The sequence below is a fragment of the Burkholderia sp. AU38729 genome, assembly GCF_020419725.1.
In the GTDB taxonomy this organism is placed as follows: domain Bacteria; phylum Pseudomonadota; class Gammaproteobacteria; order Burkholderiales; family Burkholderiaceae; genus Burkholderia.
Genome location: NZ_JAIZQO010000004.1, coordinates 146,435 through 163,157, shown reverse-complemented (window position 1 = coordinate 163,157; position 16,723 = coordinate 146,435). Strand labels below are relative to the sequence as shown.

The window sequence follows — 16,723 nt, the reverse complement described above, 5'->3', positions numbered from 1 at the left end:
ATCGAATGCGGCGATGCACGACTGCACGTGAGCGGCGGCATTCCCGCCGGAACCCTGATCGAGATCGTGCGGAGGCTGTCGCGGTGAACGTGCTGATGTTGCCGACTGCCGTTGGCAAGCCTCGGCGGTTCGACTCATGCATCTGAAGCCGCGACCGATAAACAAACAATCCTCCGCCTTACGTTTACTTGCACGTCACCGTCATTCCAAATGCATCTTGAATTGTCGGAAAACTGTACTAAGCTCACTTTTACTTAGAATAATATTCAAGAAAAAATTGGCTAGGGGATCAACATGATGGCGGTACGCATACGGCGCAGTTTCTCGAATTTAACAGTTATCTGCCCATTGCTTTCTGTATTTCTTTGGGGATGTGGAACTACCGTAACTGCCGTTCGACTTGACAAGGTTCAAGACGTTCAGACCGACATAAAGCGTCAGGTTGGCGTCTATTTGGTTCAAAAAAATAAAGCTCAGATAGCGACGACTGCAGCTGCAGACGGGTACTGGTGTGGGAACGGTTCCGTGGATTTTGATATTTCCAGAGTAAAAGTCACTCTGCTTACGGTCGCAGACACAACCACATCGGGAAACGCAAGCGGGAAAACCAGTCCAATCCTGACAATCAAGCCATCGCTTTCACTAGAAAACGTTTCAACCAGCACGCTTGTCTTTAGTGAGTGGCTTGAGCCAGATGGATACTACTCAAACATATATACCAATCCCTCTCTGAATAAATCGAGCATTGACGATGCTCCTATAGCTCAAGCACTCTTGACACTCAGACAAGGACTGATAGCTGCCGCACAGAGAGATCAAGTCAACGACAGTCAATTACCATGTTTTTCTGCGGTGGATCGATTGGCGAATGCCGGCACTGATCCCGGCGACACTTTCACAATAGACATCAAGTACCTTGTCGACGCAAATGGGCAAGTGTCATTGGGAATTGGCCCGTTCACCGTAGGCGGCGGCGTAGAGTCGAAAATTACAAATCAAAATACGATCCAAGTTAGTTTTGTGCCGAGTGGAGCGCAAAGCATACCCATGGGGAAAAAAATCTCGTTGGACTCTAAACCTGCCGTGCCGCCAAATACTTTTTCGGCAACCCAAGCGAACCGCGTATTGCGTACCGATCCCATCGGGTTCGTCACCTCATCTGAACATATCCGAAATTTGGTGGAGGTGGTGAACGTCACATCTCCCTCAGCGGCATCGGCTGCTGACTCGGGAATCACTCGGGCAGCGAATGATGCTTCGGCTATTTCGGTTGCGCAGACATCAAATTCCAATATCCCTTCATTCAAATGTCGCGATCCTGATAGTCCAAATTTAATTGTCTGGTGCGATTCAAATGGAAACGTGATCCCCGGAAGCAATCTCAAAAAAGGTGTCATGAGGGTAGCCCCTCCAAACGAGTGAAACGTGAAGCGAGAAATCGGCACGGACGCGATCCAAGTCCCCCCCAAATGGTGTGCTTTAGGACCGCCACCCTGCAAACAGATGCCAAGGTGCCACAAAGTCACTTGGTCAGCACCTGACGATTGCCGCTCAATATCAACGCAATCAGGAAATGCACAAGCCCCTTCATTGCCCGACCGGAGTTTCACCCAAACTGGTTCCGTATACGTCAATCAGGACGCGAATGGCTGGATTTTCCAACCTACCATTACGTTTTCTCCAACAGTTTTGTGGCCAACCGAGAGTCTCCCTCTCCGAACCTTGACACGACTGCTGCGCGTCGGCATTGAATGTACGCAACGTCAGGTGCAGGTCAACGGGTGGTGGCTAGCGCGCATCCCCCCAATTGTCGTCGAATCTGCGGTCGGTCTCGAACGTCTCAAGCTGGCCGAATGCCGCCCGACGTGAAGGGCGGCACCCCATGCCAGGCCGCAAGCGCAGCCCGCCGGACAACGGCCCCGAAATCTCGAGAAACTTTCATCGATATTGACCCATGGCAATCGCGTGCTCGAGGTTGACGGCGAATTTCAGGCACTCGCCCCTATAGTCGGGTGCCTGAAATTCACCGCCACTCGCCTGTCGTCCCCACACCTTTGCTCCGCCGCAAGCGCGCCGTAATCGCTGCTCACGGGCTTGCAATGGCGAGTACACTGAAAATGCCCTAGAAACAGGAGAAAGCGATGATCGACGCTGGCCCCCAAAGCACCTTCCGAGGGCTGCCGCTGACCGTGGAGCAGGACGCGGAAGTGAGGCACTACATCAAGGATCGGACGCGGCGTGGGCTGCCGTGGGACACGCCGGAGCTAAGCGCGATGCTCAAGGACATGCTGCATCCCCCGGGCGACGGTGATGGCGATGGCGATCGCGAAGGCGACGGTGATTTTGCCTCCCCGGCAGACGAAGCCAGAGCCGCCGCCGAGCGCGCGACGGCCTCGGTCGACGAAGCGATGGACCCCATCGAGGCGAATGAGGAGTGGCATGCGGCCATGGAGTCGGAGGGCATGAAAGGGCCGAGGCGATAACAGCGGAGCAGCGACGCTCCGAATTCCCGCAGCGCCGCATACGAGGCGTGCGCGCCGGATGCCAGGCGTTTCAGGGAGGGCGCGTAGCGTCGGAGCGTACGCACCGGAGCTGCCGACGCGCGCGGCGATCCGCTCCTGAGCACCCCGGCACGCCATCCATCCGGTGCCAGGTCATTCCGGGCACAGCCCATCGCGCCACCCCTATCGCGTGGCGCCAGCGGAACTGCGAGCCGCATCTCGTCGCCGGGCGCCCGGCAGCGGGCGCCCTGTCAGTGCCTGATTACACAGACGGCGACGATTTCGTATCCGGGGTCGGCATGCACGTGTGCCGCCTTTTCCGCTTCCTCATACGAACCAAACGACGTGGCATCCTCAACCGCCGGCGCCATGCCGATATCGCCATCCTCGGCGGTGCAAAGGAACTGCTCGCCGGTCTTCACGACGTAGACGGACAACATGATTCCCTCCATCGTGTGCAGGGGGAATTCCAGTCTAGCAGGCGAGAAAAGGGGCGCAGGTGGTTCGCCGAGTCCTTTTCGCGAGGTCGGCGACAGGTGCGAAAAGCCGTGCACAATACCCGCATGCAAAATCCAGACCTCGAACAGCTCGTCACCGTCACCATGCCCTTCGGGAAATACAAAGGCCGGCTGATTGCCGACCTGCCCGGGCCTTACCTCAACTGGCTGGCGCGCGAAGGGTTTCCGCACGGCGAAATCGGACGGCAGCTCGCGCTGATGCACGAGATCGACCACAACGGCCTGCGGGACTTGCTGGCGCCGTTGCGCAAACGCGTTTAGCGCCCATCGGGGGCGAACGTCCCGGGCCCCCCGGATCGATCGACCGCGAACATCGCCGCGCTTCAACCCCACTTGCCACGCGTGCCGAATGCTCGCATGCGACCCCGTCCGCGGCTCGCATGCACCTGGCACGTTGCCGATGCTGACATAGAATATAAAGCAGTCCCTTGGACGCGTTGATGGCAAGAAAAGGGGTGCCAACATGAGACGCCTTTATTTCCTCGTACCCGATACCCAGATGGCGAAGGCCATCGTCGACGATCTATTGCGCGCGCGTATCGTCTGGCGCCATATCCACGTTCTCGCCGACCACAGCGTCACACTCGATCAGTTACCCGAAGCATCGTTGCTGCAAAGCAGCGACGTCGTGCATGCACTCGAGCGCGGCGTCGCGCTCGGCGGCGCGGCCGGTGCGCTGATCGGCCTCGTCGCGCTCGTCTTTCCGCCGGCGGAGCTCGTGATCGCGGGCGGCGCCGTCGTCGGCTTGACGCTGGCCGGCGCGGGTTTCGGGGCGTGGACCGCCGCGATGATCGGCATCGCCGAGCCGAACGCGCGACTCCAGCGATTTCGCGAGGCGATCCAGGCAGGCCAGATCCTGATCATGGCCGACGTGCCGGCATTGCGAGAGCAGGAAATCGAAGAGATGGTCGCTCAGCATTTTCCGAAGGCGGATCTGGAGGGCGCCGAACCGACGTCACCGATCTTCCCCTGACAGGCGACAGCCAATCGGTTTGCCCGACAACCGCGTCGATCGACGCGGTTCGCCGGGCGCACGGCCGCGGCCGCGGGCCGCACGGGGAGCGGGGCGTGCGCTCGTTGCGCAGGCAACCCATGTCCGCCATGCCGAAGCGCGCAAGAGACGCGGGGCCGACGCGCGTGATGCCTGGGGGAATCGAAGTGCCAACGTCGAACCGTCGGCAAGGAGGCCGTATGGAACTGCACATTCAATCGCACCATTGGGCGCGTCGTACGCCCGACTGGGTCGCCGCTGCCGTGGCCGGTCTCGCGGGCGGCGCGCTGGTGATCGCGCTGGAATTCGTCTGGTCGACGTTGGTGCTCGGCTCGAGCCCGTGGCAACCGACCCACAAGATCGCCGCGATGGTGATGGGCCGCAGCGCGCTCGGCCAGATGACGCAATTCAACCTCGAAATCGTGGCGATGGCGCTGCTGTTGCACTACGTGCTCGGCGCGATCATGGGGATGATGCTCGCCGCGATCATGGCGCCTTTCCGCTTCGATTCGAGCGTGGGCATGGAAGCCGTCATCGGGCTGGCGTTCGGGATCGTCGCGTATGGGTGGAACTTCTACGTGATGACGGCCGTGTTCCCGTGGTTCGTCTCCGAGCGCGGTTCCGGGCCCTTGCTGGCCAACCTGTTGTTCGGCGTGGTGGCGGCCATCACCTACGGCAGGCTGGAGCGATTGCGCAAGCAGAACGTGGACGACTGACCCATCGCGTTTCCCGCCGCGCCGCGCTTGAACACGCGGCGCCCGCGGGAGACCCGGAACCCGGTGCGGGCGGTGCCGGTGAGTGAGATGCAGCGAGGCGGCCTATGGCCCTTGCGATTGCCCTGGTCCTGATCATCCTGTTGGCGGTGGGGTTTCACTTTGCCAGTCCGTGGTGGATCACGCCGATCGCGTCGAACTGGGTGCGCATGGACGACATGCTGACGATCACGCTCGTCATCACCGGCGCATTCTTCATCGCCATCAACCTGTTCATCGTGGTCGCCCTGGTGCGCTATCGCCACCGCAGCGGGCACCGTGCGGCCTACGAACCGCACAACCGGAAACTGGAATGGTGGCTGATCGGCCTGACCATCGTCGGCGTGGCGGCGTTGCTGGCGCCGGGCCTGTTCGTCTACGCGGACTACATCCGGCCGCCGCGCAACGCGCTGCAGATGGAGGTGCTCGGCCAGCAATGGCAATGGCGTTTCCGCTTCGCCGGGCCCGGCGGCAAGCTGGGCACGACCGACGTGCGCTACATCAGCAACGACAACCCGTTCGGCCTGAACCCCGCCGACCCGAACGGCCGTGACAACTACCTGATCGACAGTCCCGAAGTGCACCTGCCGCTCAACCGGCCGGTCCAGGTCCTCACCCGGTCGCGCGACGTGCTGCACGACTTCTACGTCCCGCCGTTCCGCGCGCGGATGAACATGGTGCCAGGCATGGTGACCACCTTCTGGTTCACGCCGACCCAGGCAGGGCGCTACGACATCCTGTGCGCGCAGCTCTGCGGAATCGGGCATGCCGGCATGCGCGGCGTGGTGGTGGTGGAAGACGAAGCCGCGTTCTCGCGCTGGCTGGCGCAGCAGACCACGTTCGCGCAGCAGCAGATGGCCCACGTGCAGGCCGCGCCGACCGCCGCGGGCGGCAGCGCACAGGCACTGGCCAACCTGGGCAAGACGCTCGCGGCGGCCAAGGGCTGCGTCGCCTGCCATACCGTGGACGGCAGCCCGCTCGTGGGCCCGACCTGGAAGGGCCTGTACGGCAAGACCGAAACGATGGCCGACGGCAGCACCGCGAAGGTGGACGACGCCTATCTGCGCGCGTTCATCCGCAATCCGACGGCCCGCGTCGTGAAGGGCTTCTCGCCGATCATGCCGCACTTCGACCTGAGCGAGCAGGAACTGAGCGCGCTGGTGGCCTACATCAAGGCGCAAGGCGGGACGCCCGCCAGCACCGCGGCCCAGCCCTAGCGGAACGGACGAAGCAGACGGAGCACACGCCATGACCTACGCGCACACCGACCCCATCCCGCACAGCTTCTGGACCCGCTATGTGTGGAGCCAGGACCACAAGGTCATCGCCGTGCAGTACGCGATGACGGCCATCGCGATTGGCCTGGTCGGCCTCGTCCTGTCGGATCTGATGCGGCTGCAGCTCGGCTTTCCGGGCAAGTTCGCGTTCATCGACGCGAACCACTACTACCAGTTCGTCACCATGCACGGGATGATCATGGTGATCTACCTGCTGACGGCGCTGTTCCTGGGCGGCTTCGGCAACTACCTGATCCCGCTGATGCTCGGCGCGCGCGACATGGTGTTCCCGTTTCTCAACATGCTGAGCTACTGGGTCTACCTGCTGGCCGTGCTGGTGCTGGTGGCGAGCTTCTTCGTGCCGGGCGGGCCGACCGGCGCGGGCTGGACGCTGTATCCGCCGCAGGCGATCCTGCCGGGCACGCCGGGCGTGGAATGGGGCATCGTGCTGATGCTCGTGTCGCTGGCGATCTTCATCGTCGCGGCCACGATGGGCGGCCTGAACTACGTGACCACCACGCTGCAGGCACGCACGCGCGGCATGACGCTGATGCGCATGCCGCTCACGGTGTGGGGCATCTTCATCGCGACCATCATGGCGCTGCTGGCGTTTCCGGCGCTGTTCGTGTCGGCGGTGATGATGCTGTTCGACCGGACGCTCGGCACCAGCTTCTTCATCCCGGCCGTGGTGTCGATGGGGCAGACGCTCAAGCACGCCGGCGGCAGTCCGCTGCTGTTCCAGCACCTGTTCTGGTTCTTCGGGCATCCGGAGGTCTACATCGTCGCGCTGCCGGCCTTCGGCATCGCGTCGGATCTCATCAGCACGCACGCGCGCAAGAGCATCTTCGGCTACCGGATGATGGTGTGGGCCATCGTGATCATCGGCGCGCTGAGCTTCGTGGTCTGGGCGCACCACATGTTCATCGCGGGCATGAATCCGTACTTCGGCTTCTTCTTCGCCACCACGACGCTCATCATCGCCGTCCCGACCGCCCTCAAGGTCTACAACTGGGTGCTGACGCTGTGGCGCGGCGATATCCACCTGACCGTGCCGATGCTGTTCGCGATCGGCTTCATCAGCACCTTCGTGCTGGGCGGGCTGACCGGGCTGTACCTCGGCAACGTGAGCGTGGACATCCCGCTGTCGAACACGTATTTCGTGGTCGCGCACTTCCATATGGTGATGGCCGTGTCGCCGATCCTCGTGGTGTTCGGCGGCCTCTATCACTGGTACCCGAAGGTGACGGGCCGCCTGCTCGACGACACGCTCGGGCGCGCGCACTTCTGGATCACCTTCGTCGGCACCTATGCGATCTATTTCCCGATGCACTATCTCGGCATCCTCGGCATGCCGCGGCGGTATTACGCGTATCAGGGCTACAGCTTCATTCCGCACTCGGCGCAAACGCTCAACACGTTCATCACGATCGTCGCGCTGATCGTCGCGGCGGCACAGCTGCTGTTCCTGTTCAACCTCGCGTGGAGCCTTCGCCACGGGCGGCGTGCGGACGGCAACCCGTGGCGCGCCACCACGCTCGAATGGCAGACGCCGCAAACGCCGCCCGTACACGGCAACTGGGGGCCGACGCTTCCCGTCGTCTACCGCTGGGCATACGAATACAGTCCGCCGGGGCAGGACGAAGACTTCGTGCCGCAGAATCAGCCGCCGGCGACGGCGCCTGAATCCAAAGCGGCCCATCCGACGCTGCACCCGGGCGAGGCACACGAATGACCACGCTGCCGCGCCCCTTCGTTCCCGATGCGCCACCCGGCTTGCCGAATGCGGGCCGCACCGGCCTGACCGTGTTCATGGCGGTGGCGACGACGCTGTTCTCGCTGCTGCTGTTCGCCTATGCGATGCGCATGCGCGAACCCGACTGGCAGCCGATCCCGCATCCGGCGCTGCTATGGTGGAACAGCAGCGCGCTGGCGCTGGCCAGCCTCGCGATGCAGCGCGCCCGCCGGATCGGCCCGTCCCGTACGGTGTGGCTGTTAGCCGGCGGCGTGCTGGCGGCGGTGTTCGTGATCGGGCAACTGGTTGCGTGGCACATGCTGTCGGCAGCCGGGGAGACCGTCACCGTCAATCCGTCCAACAGCTTCCTCTATCTGCTCACCGGCCTGCACGGCTTGCATGTGCTGGGCGGGCTGGTGGCGTGGGGCGTGACGATCGCGACGCTCCGGCGCGCGGACCCGTTCCGGGCCCAACGGGCCATCGCGCTGTGCGCGCTGTACTGGCATTTCCTGCTCGCAGTCTGGCTCGTGCTGCTCGCGGCGATGGAGTGGTTGACCCCCGGAATCGTCGCGGCCGTCTGCGGGCCGCTATACGGAGCCGCGCCATGAAAGCGCCCACGATCCACACCGAATCCGCTGCCGAATCGTCTGCGGTGCCGGCCGCCGATGCGCGGCCCGACGGCTGGCGCGGCATCGTCACCGACTGGTCGTCCGACCGCGAAGCCTTCAGGGTGCCGTGGGGCAAGGCGATGATGTGGATCTTCCTGCTGTCGGACACCTTCGTCTTCAGCAGCTTCCTGATCGGCTACATGACGGTGCGCATGTCGACCACGGCGCCATGGCCCGATACCGCGAAAGTGTTCGGGCTCAGCGTGGGCGGCGTGGAAGTGCCGTTGCTGCTGATTGCGATCATGACGTTCACGCTGATCAGCAGCAGCGGCACGATGGCGATGGCCGTCAACTTCGGCTACCGGCGCAACGCACGGCCCGCCGCCGCGTTGTTGCTGGCGACCGCGCTGCTGGGCGCGACCTTCGTGTCGCTGCAGGCGTTCGAATGGAGCAACCTGATTTTCCGTGAAGGCATCCGCCCGTGGGGCAATCCGCTCGGCGCGGCGCAGTTCGGCGCGTGCTTCTTCACGATCACCGGGTTCCACGGCTTTCACGTGACCTGCGGCGTGATCTACCTGCTGCTGATCGCGCGCAAGATCCTGCAGCCCGGATTCACCGAGCACGGCAACTTCCAGATCGTCGAGATCGCCGGGCTGTACTGGCACTTCGTCGACCTGGTGTGGGTGTTCATCTTCGCGCTGTTCTATTTGTGGTGAGGCAGCCATGGAGCATACCGATCCCGCCGATCGACCCGACGCCGCGCACGGCCAGCAGCATCCGATCGGCCTCTACCTGAAGATCTGGGGCCTGCTGTTCGTGCTGAGCACGTTGTCGTACCTGGTCGACTACTTCAACGTGCAGGGCCTGATGCGCTGGGTGCTGATCGTCGTGCTGATGATCGCGAAGGCCGGGCTGATCGTGTCGATCTTCATGCACATGATGTGGGAGCGGCTGGCGCTCGTGTACGCGATCCTGATCCCGCCGCTGACCCTGCTGGTGCTCATGGTGCTGATGGCGGCGGAAGCGCATCACACGTTCGGGATGCGGGCGTTGTTCTTTCGCTGATTCCGTCGTCGAGCGTGCGTCGGCGTGATGGGCGCGATGCCTGCGCGATCGATGGGCGCCGTCTAGGAGCGGGCGGCGTTTCGTCATCGGGGAACGGCGCATTCCGGACATCCGTTCACGCGAACCTGAAGGGGGAACCATGAAATTTTCACGCCGACGTTTCATTGCAGTCACCACCGTGCTCGCTTCCGCGCTCGCCGTTGGACGCCGCGCGACGGCGGCGGATGCCGGGGCCGGTGTCGTGCAGGAAGCCGATGCCAATGCCCAGGCGCTCGGCTACAAGGCGGATGCCGGACGGGTCGATCATGCGAAGTACCCGAAATTCCAGGCAGGCGAGGCCTGTGCGAATTGTCGGTTCTTCCAGGGCAAGGCCGGCGCCACGACGGGGGCGTGCGCGATTTTCGGCGGCAAGCAGGTGAGTGCGAAAGGCTGGTGCAACAGTTATACGAAGAAGGCGTAGCCAGGCAGGGATGGGCTGGCGGCCGTGCAACTGAAATGCCGTCGCCGCCGGGGTTGTCGCCCGCGCATATCGTCGCCGTCGGCGAGCCCGCAGAACGGCGACGTCCAGATCGGCCACTGGCGCCATGGCAAACGCCGACGCGATGCGCCGGATCGAGCACATACAATGTGAGCGTCCGCCGGCCTGCGCGTCCCCCCGACTTCGGTGACGCGCAGGCCGATCCCACCGCGATCCTCCAAGGCCGATATGGAAATCAAATGGATCGAGGATTTCCTCGCCCTCGCTCAATATCAAAGCTTTTCCCGGGCAGCGGAGTTCCGCAACGTCACGCAGTCGGGTTTCAGCCGTCGCATCCAGTCGCTCGAACAGTGGATCGGGGCCGAACTGATCGACCGCAGCAGCTTTCCGCCGGTGCTGACGCCGGCGGGCCGCCTGTTTCGCGAGACGGCCGAAGATGTGCTCAGCCGCCTGTTCGACACGCGCGCGATCATCCGCACCGAGCAGCGGATCGCCGGCAAGAGCCTGCAGATCGCCGCGGGCCACACGATCGCGCTGAGTTTCCTGCCGGCGTGGCTCAAGGCGCTCGCGCCGCATTTCGGCGAAGTGCGGGCGCGCGTGATTCCGACCAATGTCCACGATTCGATCCTGATGCTCGTCAACGGCAATTGCGAGCTCATGTTTGCGTATCACCACCCGGAACTGCCGCTCCATCTCGATCCGGTGAAATACGAACACCTGACCGTGGGCCTCGACACGCTGATGCCGGCATGCAGGCCCAACCGTCGATCCGCGCCGGCCTTTCGTCTTCCCGGGACGAAGCAGCATCCGCTGCCGCTGATTTCCTATACGGAAACCAGTTACTTCGGGCGGTGCCTCGCGCTGCTGCTCGGCCGCGCACCGGATGCGCCGGCCTTGCAACTGCACTACGAATCCGACATGGCCGAGGTGCTGAAGAAACTCGTGATGGAAGGCGAGGGTGTCGCGTGGCTGCCCCGGAGCGCGATCACGGCGGAACTGGCGGCCGGCGATCTCGTGCCGGCCGGGCCGGCGGCGTGGAACCTCGACGTCGAACTGCGCGTGTATCGCGACGTGTCCAATCGGAGTGAATTCCTGGACACGCTCTGGCAGCACCTGCGCGCGGCGCCTCCGCGGCTCGGCTGAGTCAGGGTTTTCCCGCCTTATGCGGCGCTCGCATACCGCCATGTCGCACCGGCATCACGGTTTTATCGACGGTCCCTACCATTCGTTCCAACGGCAGATGTGATGCGTGACCCGCGTCGCGCTGCCTGCATCGCAGCGGCGGCCCGCCTTCCGGCGGCCGGGTGCCACCACGGACGGATGGACATGAAAAATCGCCTTACCTTAAGCATCGCAGTCGGCATGATTCTCGGTGTCGTCGCCGGCTATCTCTGCCACACCCACATCGCGGACCCGGGCACGCTCAAGACGACTGCCGGCTATTTCTCGATCGTCACCGACATCTTCCTGCGCCTGATCAAGATGATCATCGCGCCGCTGGTGTTCGTGACGCTCGTGTCGGGCCTGGCCGGCATGGACAGCGGCGAGGACGTCGGGCGCATCGGCCTGCGCTCGATCGGGTGGTTCATCTGCGCGTCGCTGATTTCGCTGAGCCTGGGCCTCGTCATGGCCAATGCGCTGCAGCCGGGCGCCGGCCTGAATCTCACGGCAACCGCCGGCGAGGCCAATACCGGCTTGAATACGGCCGCGCTGAACGCCCGGGACGTGATCACGCATGCGTTCCCGACCAGCCTGCTCGACGCGATGGCGCGCAACGACATCCTGCAGATCCTGGTGTTCTCGGTCTTTCTCGGCGTCGCGCTGAGTGCGCTCAAACACGACAAGCGCGTCGGCGTCGTGATCCAGTCGATCGACGGAATGGTGCCGGTGATGCTGCGCCTGACGAACTACGTGATGCGCGCGGCGCCGCTCGGCGTATTCGGTGCGATCGCGTCGTCGGTCACGCTGCGCGGGCTCGACGTGATCTACACGTATGGCAAGCTGATCGGCGCGTTCTATCTCGGCTTGATCGTCCTCTGGATGCTGCTGATCGGCGCCGGCTATGCGTTTCTCGGTCGGCGCGTCGTGAGCCTGCTGAAGGCCGTGCGCGAACCGGCGCTGATCGCCTTCTCGACCGCGAGCAGCGAGGCCGCCTATCCGCGCCTGACCGAGCAGCTCGAGCGGTTCGGCGTCGACAAGAAGGTGGTGGGTTTCACGTTGCCGCTGGGTTACGCATTCAACCTCGACGGTTCGATGATGTACCAGGCGTTTGCCGCCATCTTCATCGCCCAGGCGTTCGGCGTGCACATGCCGCTGTCGGAGCAGGTGTTCATGCTGCTGGTGCTGATGTTGAGCAGCAAGGGCATGGCGAGCGTGCCGCGCGGCTCGGTGGTCGTGGTCGCGGCGGTCGCGCCGATGTTCCATCTGCCGGTGGCCGGCGTCGCGATGGTCCTCGCGATCGACCAGATCCTCGACATGGGGCGCACGATGACGAACGTGATCGGCAACAGCGTGGCGACGGCCGTGATCGCGAAGTGGGAGGGCCGGCGAGCCGTGAAGTCGAGCGGCGCCGTATTCGACGAGCCGGAGCTGAATGCATGATGGGCACGGCCAGCATGAACACCCGAAGAAAATTCGGCGTGGTCGGCGGCCTCGGGCCGCTGGGGAGTGCCGACGTGTTCTTCAAGATGGTGAAGGCGACGCCGGCGTCGTCCGACGATGAGCATGTCGAAGCGATTTTCGAGCAATACCCGTTCAATGGCGCGGGGTCGGGCAGTGCCGCGACCATCGAACGCAAGCTGTACGTGTTCGACATGATCCGGGCGTTCGAGGCGCGCGGCGTGACGACGGTCGTGCTCCCGTGTTTCCTGAGCCACACGTTCATCGACGAGCTGAAAGCGAATACGAAGCTGCCGATCGTGGATATCTTCGAAGCCGTTCGCAGCCACGTGCAACGCAAGTATCCCGACGCGACACGCATCGGCGTGCTCGCTTCCGATTATGTGCGGGAAAAACGGCTCTTCGATGCGTATTTCCCGTCGCCGCCATTCGACATCGTCCATCCGCGTTCGTACGACGGCGTCGATCTCGTGACGGAAGCCGTCTACGGTGCCGACGGCATCAAGCGCGGCACGCTTCGAGGGCGGCCGGTCGAGCTGTTGCGCCGCGCCTGCGAGGACCTGGTCGATCAGGGCGTGCAGGTCATCGTCCCGGGGCTGACCGAGATTGCGCTGGTCGCGGATGAAATCGGCCCGTTGCCGGTGCCGTTGATCGATTCGAATCTCGCCTACGCGCAGTACGCGGTATCGGCGCCGCACGGCTCCCGTGCATCGACGTTCAAGATCGGCGTGGTCGGCGGCGTGGGTCCGGCCGCAACGGTCGATTTCCTGGACAAGATCGTTCGAAACACACCGGCGTCGCGCGATCAGGACCATATCAAGCTGCTGGTCGAACAGAATCCGCAAATCCCCGATCGAACCGAGAATCTTTTAGGTGCCGGCGTGGACCCGACGATCGCCTTGTACGCGACCTGCAAGAAGCTCGAGGACGGCGATGCGGACGTCATCGCGATTCCGTGCAATACCGCGCATGCATTCGTCGAGCGGATCCAGCCGTATCTCGACATCCCGATCGTCAACATGCTGACCGTCACCGTCGCTCACTTGCGCGACACCTACCCGGCGCTACGCGACGTCGGTGTACTGGCGACATCCGGCACGATCGAAAGCGGGGTGTATGAAAAGGCGCTGGCGCAGCAAGGACTCCGGCAAATCGTGCCCGCACCGGCATTGCAGGTGCGCGTGATGGAAGCGATCTACGGAAAGGCGGGTGTCAAGGCGGGCTTTACGGCCGGACAGTGCAAGGACGATATCGACGCTGCCGTCGACGCGCTGATTGCCGAAGGCGTGAACGTGATCGTGCTCGGGTGTACCGAGCTGCCGATCCTGCTGCCCGGCGGCGAATACGTGACGCGAAACGGCAGCCGGGCAACGCTGGTCGACCCGACCGACGTGTTGGCCCGGACGTGCGTTGCCCATGCGATGGCGGCGGCCGGCTGAGCCGGTTTCCGTGTGACGCATCGCGACCGGATTCGTGGACGCGGATCATCCCGCGCGAAGCGGCTCGCGTGACCGTACATCGCGAGTCCGACGCCGCCGGCCGTCCCGCTCCGCGCGACCGTCAAGCCTCGTGATCCTGGGCGTTATCCGCTTCCTTCCGGCGGGCTTCGGCGTTCGTGGGCATGACGGCCGCCGTGCCTTCCACGACGACGAGCCCGTTCACTTCGAAGCAGGTTTCCAGCACGACCCGACGCCGGTTCGCGAGGATCTCCTTGACCGTCACGGTCGCGCGAACCGCCTTCATCGGTGGCTGCATGGAGATACCGTATCGTGTCAGCCGAAATCGAGCCGTATCTGTGGCGATCGCTTGCCCGCGCGTTCATCCGGTACGTCACCTCCACCGCACGTCGACTCGAGTCAGTGATGAAGCAGCGGGAACGCCACGAGCCCGATGACGGCGGCAGCGATCACGATCACCGGTTCCTGCAATTTCTTGAAGCGCCACAGCAAAAGCACGGTGGCGACGGCGAGCAGCGCAGTCGGGATATCGACGATCGATCGCTTCGCGATCACGAGAACGGAGCCCGTGATCGCCCCGACGGCCGCCGCCGTGATGCCGTTCACGAACGCCTTGACGCCCGGCCGGTGCCCGTATTTCTTCACGTAAGGCGCCGGAATGACCGTGAACAGATAGCAAGGCAGGAACGTGCCGAGCGAAGCGACGAGTGCGCCCGGGAATCCCGCGACCAGATACCCGATGAAGCCGACGGTGATCACGACCGGGCCGGGCGTGATCATCGCGACCGCGACGGCGTCGACGAACTGCCTGTCGTTCAACCAGTGATGCTCGGTGACGACGCCGCCATAGAGGAACGGCACGATCGCGAGTCCGGAGCCGAACACGAACGCACCCGCCTTCATGAAGAAAGCACCGAGCTGAACGAGCTGCGGTAAATCGATGCCGCTCAGCCACCCGCTGACTGCGGGTAGTTGGGCAGCGGCAACGGCATTCGGGCCGCCCTTGTGCAGCCACTTCGGTGGAGCACGCCACAGCCAGCCGATCAGGCCGGCAGCGACGAACAGCCACGCGATTTCCGATTCCGTGATGAAGGTCACCGCGGCCAAGGTCAGGAAGATCGCCCAGAGGAGCTTGTCGTCGCCGACGGTCTTGGTCGTGAGCTTGTACGCGCTCATCGCGATGATGCCGACCACCGCCGCGCCGACGCCGTAGAAGACGGCCTGCATCCACGACAGCCCGCCGAAATGCGCGTACGCGAACCCGAGCGCGACCACCATCAGGAACGATGGCAGCACGAACGCGAAACCGACCAGCGTCGCGCCGAGGAGGCGGTAGTGGACGAACCCGAGATAGATCGCCAACTGGGCCGCCATCGGCCCCGGTGCGAGCTGGGCCAGCGTGAGGCCTTCCTTGTAGTCGGCCTCCGTGATCCAGCCGCGACGCTCGACCAGGTCGCGACGCATGTAGCCCGCGAGCGCGACCGGCCCGCCGAAACCGAATGTGCCGAGACGCAGCATGTAGGCGACCAGCTCGCCCAGCGAGTAGGTCGGTTCGGTGGTGGCGACGGTAGGAGTCATGATCTGGCCGTGGTTGGGTTTTTGCCGTTCGACGTGAAGTGCGCGTACAGGGCGTCGAGCACGGCGCCCATCTGCTCGAGCAACTGATCGTCGTTCTCCGTGCGCTGGCGCGTGCCGGCCATCACGGCCTCGAAGCCCACCGCTTCGGGCGCGGCGGGGCCGCCTACGTCGAGTGCATGCACGATCTCGCCGAGCCGCATCAGCGCGGCGTCGTCTTCGAGCCCGAAACTGGCGAGTAGCACCTCGAATGTCACGCGCTCGCCGACGTGCGTGAACGTCGCACCGTCGAAATCGAAGCCGAGCGCATCGACCGGGCAATCCGCCGGCGCCGCCAGCCAGAGGAAGCGGGCGCGCGCGTCGATGAATCGACGGATCAGCCACGCGCTCGCGACGCGATCGACCCACATCCGTTGCCGTGTCGCCCAGGTTCGGCCTTGATATTCGTTGGTCGCCAGCGGACGGATCGGGCGGTCGGCGGCGTGCGGCTCGCCCGGCGACAGCACGGTGTCGACCAGCGCGACGAAATCCTGCAGCGCGACTTCGGCACGGGTGGCCGAATCGCCCGGGAAATAGTCGATCGCCCGGATGGCGTCGAAATCCTTGCGCAGGCGACGCAGCAGGCGGGTGAGCTCCGTGGGGGACTGCCCGGCCAGTGTCTTGCGCGCGTCGATGAGGGTTCGCGTGAAGGTCGCGTAGTCGGCGTCGCGGTCGAACAGCGCGCGGAATTCCTGTTCCTGTGACGCGTCGAGACTGGGCGCGCGCAACAGGTGGGCCGTGCCGCCGCTGTCGGTGATCGCCGCCGCGAGCTCGCGCAGGGTCGCCTCATGCTCTGCGGTGTACGGCAGCAGGTAGATGCCGTCGCGCAACACCGCGCACCCTTTCGCCTTCAGCGCACGCCAGAACCGCATGCGGGCCGTCGCGTTTTCTGTCGGAAGGGTCAGAACGAGGAGCGACCAGATCGATAAAGTATTCATGTAGCAAATGCTACTAATGCGTCACAACTTCTACAAGTTAACTTTTCGATCGTTACACGCGAGGAGGGCTGCACCCGTCGTCAGCCGGGGACGGGGGATTCGAATGGTTGGCGGGATGCGCCCATGACCGCTGCGAACCGGCACGCAGCGGGTGGCCTGTTCGGCAGGCATCT

General features: G+C 63.9%; 18 protein-coding genes. 14 read left to right on the top strand and 4 right to left on the bottom strand.

Features of this window, described 5'->3' with window-relative positions; all coding sequences use genetic code 11:
• The first annotated feature begins 294 nt into the window (after positions 1–294).
• A complete protein-coding gene (locus LGM56_RS13090) occupies positions 295–1,422 on the top strand; it encodes a hypothetical protein (protein WP_226204946.1) in 1,128 nt (375 codons plus the stop codon).
• 719 nt (positions 1,423–2,141) lie between these two features.
• Positions 2,142–2,483: a hypothetical protein gene (locus LGM56_RS13085; RefSeq protein WP_089498806.1), complete on the top strand. Its 342-nt coding sequence runs from the start codon at positions 2,142–2,144 to the stop codon at positions 2,481–2,483.
• Between the two features lie 269 nt (positions 2,484–2,752).
• On the opposite strand, the gene LGM56_RS13080 is transcribed toward LGM56_RS13085, so the two are convergent.
• Positions 2,753–2,941 carry a hypothetical protein gene (locus LGM56_RS13080; protein WP_069250279.1) on the bottom strand — a complete coding sequence of 63 codons (189 nt, stop codon included), beginning with the start codon at positions 2,939–2,941 and terminating at the stop codon, positions 2,753–2,755.
• A gap of 123 nt (positions 2,942–3,064) precedes the next feature.
• Between LGM56_RS13080 and LGM56_RS13075 the strand changes: the two genes are divergently transcribed.
• The 12 genes from LGM56_RS13075 to LGM56_RS13020 all read left to right on the top strand — a co-directional run bounded on the left by LGM56_RS13075 (position 3,065) and on the right by LGM56_RS13020 (position 13,980).
• Positions 3,065–3,280 carry a DUF3820 family protein gene (locus LGM56_RS13075; protein WP_226204944.1) on the top strand — a complete coding sequence of 72 codons (216 nt, stop codon included), beginning with the start codon at positions 3,065–3,067 and terminating at the stop codon, positions 3,278–3,280.
• Between the two features lie 202 nt (positions 3,281–3,482).
• Positions 3,483–3,992 carry a DUF1269 domain-containing protein gene (locus LGM56_RS13070; protein WP_089429798.1) on the top strand — a complete coding sequence of 170 codons (510 nt, stop codon included), beginning with the start codon at positions 3,483–3,485 and terminating at the stop codon, positions 3,990–3,992.
• Between the two features lie 218 nt (positions 3,993–4,210).
• Positions 4,211–4,726 carry a hypothetical protein gene (locus tag LGM56_RS13065; protein WP_089444395.1) on the top strand — a complete coding sequence of 172 codons (516 nt, stop codon included), beginning with the start codon at positions 4,211–4,213 and terminating at the stop codon, positions 4,724–4,726.
• Positions 4,727–4,830: 104 nt separating this feature from the next.
• The gene (locus LGM56_RS13060; RefSeq protein WP_226204942.1) at positions 4,831–5,979 is read left to right on the top strand and encodes a c-type cytochrome; all 1,149 of its coding nucleotides are present in this window, start codon (positions 4,831–4,833) and stop codon (positions 5,977–5,979) included.
• Positions 5,980–6,010: 31 nt separating this feature from the next.
• Entirely contained in the window at positions 6,011–7,771 is a 1,761-nt protein-coding gene (ctaD, locus tag LGM56_RS13055) for a cytochrome c oxidase subunit I (protein WP_226204940.1), read from the top strand.
• Positions 7,768–8,379 (top strand): cytochrome c oxidase subunit 3, encoded by a 612-nt coding sequence (locus LGM56_RS13050; protein WP_226204938.1) that lies wholly within the window; start codon positions 7,768–7,770, stop codon positions 8,377–8,379. The genes ctaD and LGM56_RS13050 overlap by 4 nt, the downstream gene beginning before the upstream one ends.
• Positions 8,376–9,095: a heme-copper oxidase subunit III family protein gene (locus LGM56_RS13045; protein WP_226204936.1), complete on the top strand. Its 720-nt coding sequence runs from the start codon at positions 8,376–8,378 to the stop codon at positions 9,093–9,095. The genes LGM56_RS13050 and LGM56_RS13045 overlap by 4 nt, the downstream gene beginning before the upstream one ends.
• A gap of 7 nt (positions 9,096–9,102) precedes the next feature.
• On the top strand, positions 9,103–9,444 hold the full coding sequence (locus LGM56_RS13040) for a cytochrome C oxidase subunit IV family protein (protein ID WP_226204934.1): 342 nt from the start codon (positions 9,103–9,105) through the stop codon (positions 9,442–9,444).
• A 139-nt stretch (positions 9,445–9,583) separates the two neighbouring features.
• Positions 9,584–9,904: a high-potential iron-sulfur protein gene (locus LGM56_RS13035; RefSeq protein ID WP_226204932.1), complete on the top strand. Its 321-nt coding sequence runs from the start codon at positions 9,584–9,586 to the stop codon at positions 9,902–9,904.
• 246 nt (positions 9,905–10,150) lie between these two features.
• On the top strand, positions 10,151–11,065 hold the full coding sequence (locus tag LGM56_RS13030; RefSeq protein WP_226204930.1) for a LysR substrate-binding domain-containing protein: 915 nt from the start codon (positions 10,151–10,153) through the stop codon (positions 11,063–11,065).
• 183 nt (positions 11,066–11,248) lie between these two features.
• Positions 11,249–12,523 (top strand): dicarboxylate/amino acid:cation symporter, encoded by a 1,275-nt coding sequence (locus LGM56_RS13025; RefSeq protein ID WP_226204929.1) that lies wholly within the window; start codon positions 11,249–11,251, stop codon positions 12,521–12,523.
• A 14-nt stretch (positions 12,524–12,537) separates the two neighbouring features.
• On the top strand, positions 12,538–13,980 hold the full coding sequence (locus LGM56_RS13020; RefSeq protein WP_226204927.1) for an amino acid racemase: 1,443 nt from the start codon (positions 12,538–12,540) through the stop codon (positions 13,978–13,980).
• 121 nt (positions 13,981–14,101) lie between these two features.
• Here the strand turns inward: LGM56_RS13020 and LGM56_RS13015 are convergent, their stop codons facing one another.
• The 3 genes from LGM56_RS13015 to LGM56_RS13005 form a co-directional block, all read right to left on the bottom strand.
• Positions 14,102–14,284: a hypothetical protein gene (locus LGM56_RS13015; protein WP_226204925.1), complete on the bottom strand. Its 183-nt coding sequence runs from the start codon at positions 14,282–14,284 to the stop codon at positions 14,102–14,104.
• A 113-nt stretch (positions 14,285–14,397) separates the two neighbouring features.
• Positions 14,398–15,576, bottom strand: a complete 1,179-nt coding sequence (locus LGM56_RS13010) for a chromate transporter (RefSeq protein WP_226204923.1) — start codon at positions 15,574–15,576, stop codon at positions 14,398–14,400.
• Positions 15,573–16,550: a chromate resistance protein ChrB domain-containing protein gene (locus LGM56_RS13005; protein ID WP_226204921.1), complete on the bottom strand. Its 978-nt coding sequence runs from the start codon at positions 16,548–16,550 to the stop codon at positions 15,573–15,575. The genes LGM56_RS13010 and LGM56_RS13005 overlap by 4 nt, the downstream gene beginning before the upstream one ends.
• Positions 16,551–16,723 lie beyond the last annotated feature (173 nt).

Excerpts from the sequence above, each read along its gene's own strand:
- LGM56_RS13045 (WP_226204936.1), top strand. The coding sequence starts at position 8,376 with ATGAAAGCGCCCACGATCCACACCGAATCCGCTGCCGAATCGTCTGCG.
- LGM56_RS13050 (WP_226204938.1), top strand. The coding sequence starts at position 7,768 with ATGACCACGCTGCCGCGCCCCTTCGTTCCCGATGCGCCACCCGGCTTG.
- LGM56_RS13015 (WP_226204925.1), bottom strand. The coding sequence starts at position 14,284 with ATGAAGGCGGTTCGCGCGACCGTGACGGTCAAGGAGATCCTCGCGAAC.
- LGM56_RS13005 (WP_226204921.1), bottom strand. The coding sequence starts at position 16,550 with ATGAATACTTTATCGATCTGGTCGCTCCTCGTTCTGACCCTTCCGACA.
- LGM56_RS13085 (WP_089498806.1), top strand. The coding sequence starts at position 2,142 with ATGATCGACGCTGGCCCCCAAAGCACCTTCCGAGGGCTGCCGCTGACC.
- LGM56_RS13010 (WP_226204923.1), bottom strand. The coding sequence starts at position 15,576 with ATGACTCCTACCGTCGCCACCACCGAACCGACCTACTCGCTGGGCGAG.
- ctaD (WP_226204940.1), top strand. The coding sequence starts at position 6,011 with ATGACCTACGCGCACACCGACCCCATCCCGCACAGCTTCTGGACCCGC.
- LGM56_RS13080 (WP_069250279.1), bottom strand. The coding sequence starts at position 2,941 with ATGTTGTCCGTCTACGTCGTGAAGACCGGCGAGCAGTTCCTTTGCACC.
- LGM56_RS13025 (WP_226204929.1), top strand. The coding sequence starts at position 11,249 with ATGAAAAATCGCCTTACCTTAAGCATCGCAGTCGGCATGATTCTCGGT.
- LGM56_RS13030 (WP_226204930.1), top strand. The coding sequence starts at position 10,151 with ATGGAAATCAAATGGATCGAGGATTTCCTCGCCCTCGCTCAATATCAA.
- LGM56_RS13075 (WP_226204944.1), top strand. The coding sequence starts at position 3,065 with ATGCAAAATCCAGACCTCGAACAGCTCGTCACCGTCACCATGCCCTTC.
- LGM56_RS13065 (WP_089444395.1), top strand. The coding sequence starts at position 4,211 with ATGGAACTGCACATTCAATCGCACCATTGGGCGCGTCGTACGCCCGAC.
- LGM56_RS13020 (WP_226204927.1), top strand. The coding sequence starts at position 12,538 with ATGAACACCCGAAGAAAATTCGGCGTGGTCGGCGGCCTCGGGCCGCTG.
- LGM56_RS13040 (WP_226204934.1), top strand. The coding sequence starts at position 9,103 with ATGGAGCATACCGATCCCGCCGATCGACCCGACGCCGCGCACGGCCAG.
- LGM56_RS13070 (WP_089429798.1), top strand. The coding sequence starts at position 3,483 with ATGAGACGCCTTTATTTCCTCGTACCCGATACCCAGATGGCGAAGGCC.
- LGM56_RS13035 (WP_226204932.1), top strand. The coding sequence starts at position 9,584 with ATGAAATTTTCACGCCGACGTTTCATTGCAGTCACCACCGTGCTCGCT.
- LGM56_RS13090 (WP_226204946.1), top strand. The coding sequence starts at position 295 with ATGATGGCGGTACGCATACGGCGCAGTTTCTCGAATTTAACAGTTATC.
- LGM56_RS13060 (WP_226204942.1), top strand. The coding sequence starts at position 4,831 with ATGGCCCTTGCGATTGCCCTGGTCCTGATCATCCTGTTGGCGGTGGGG.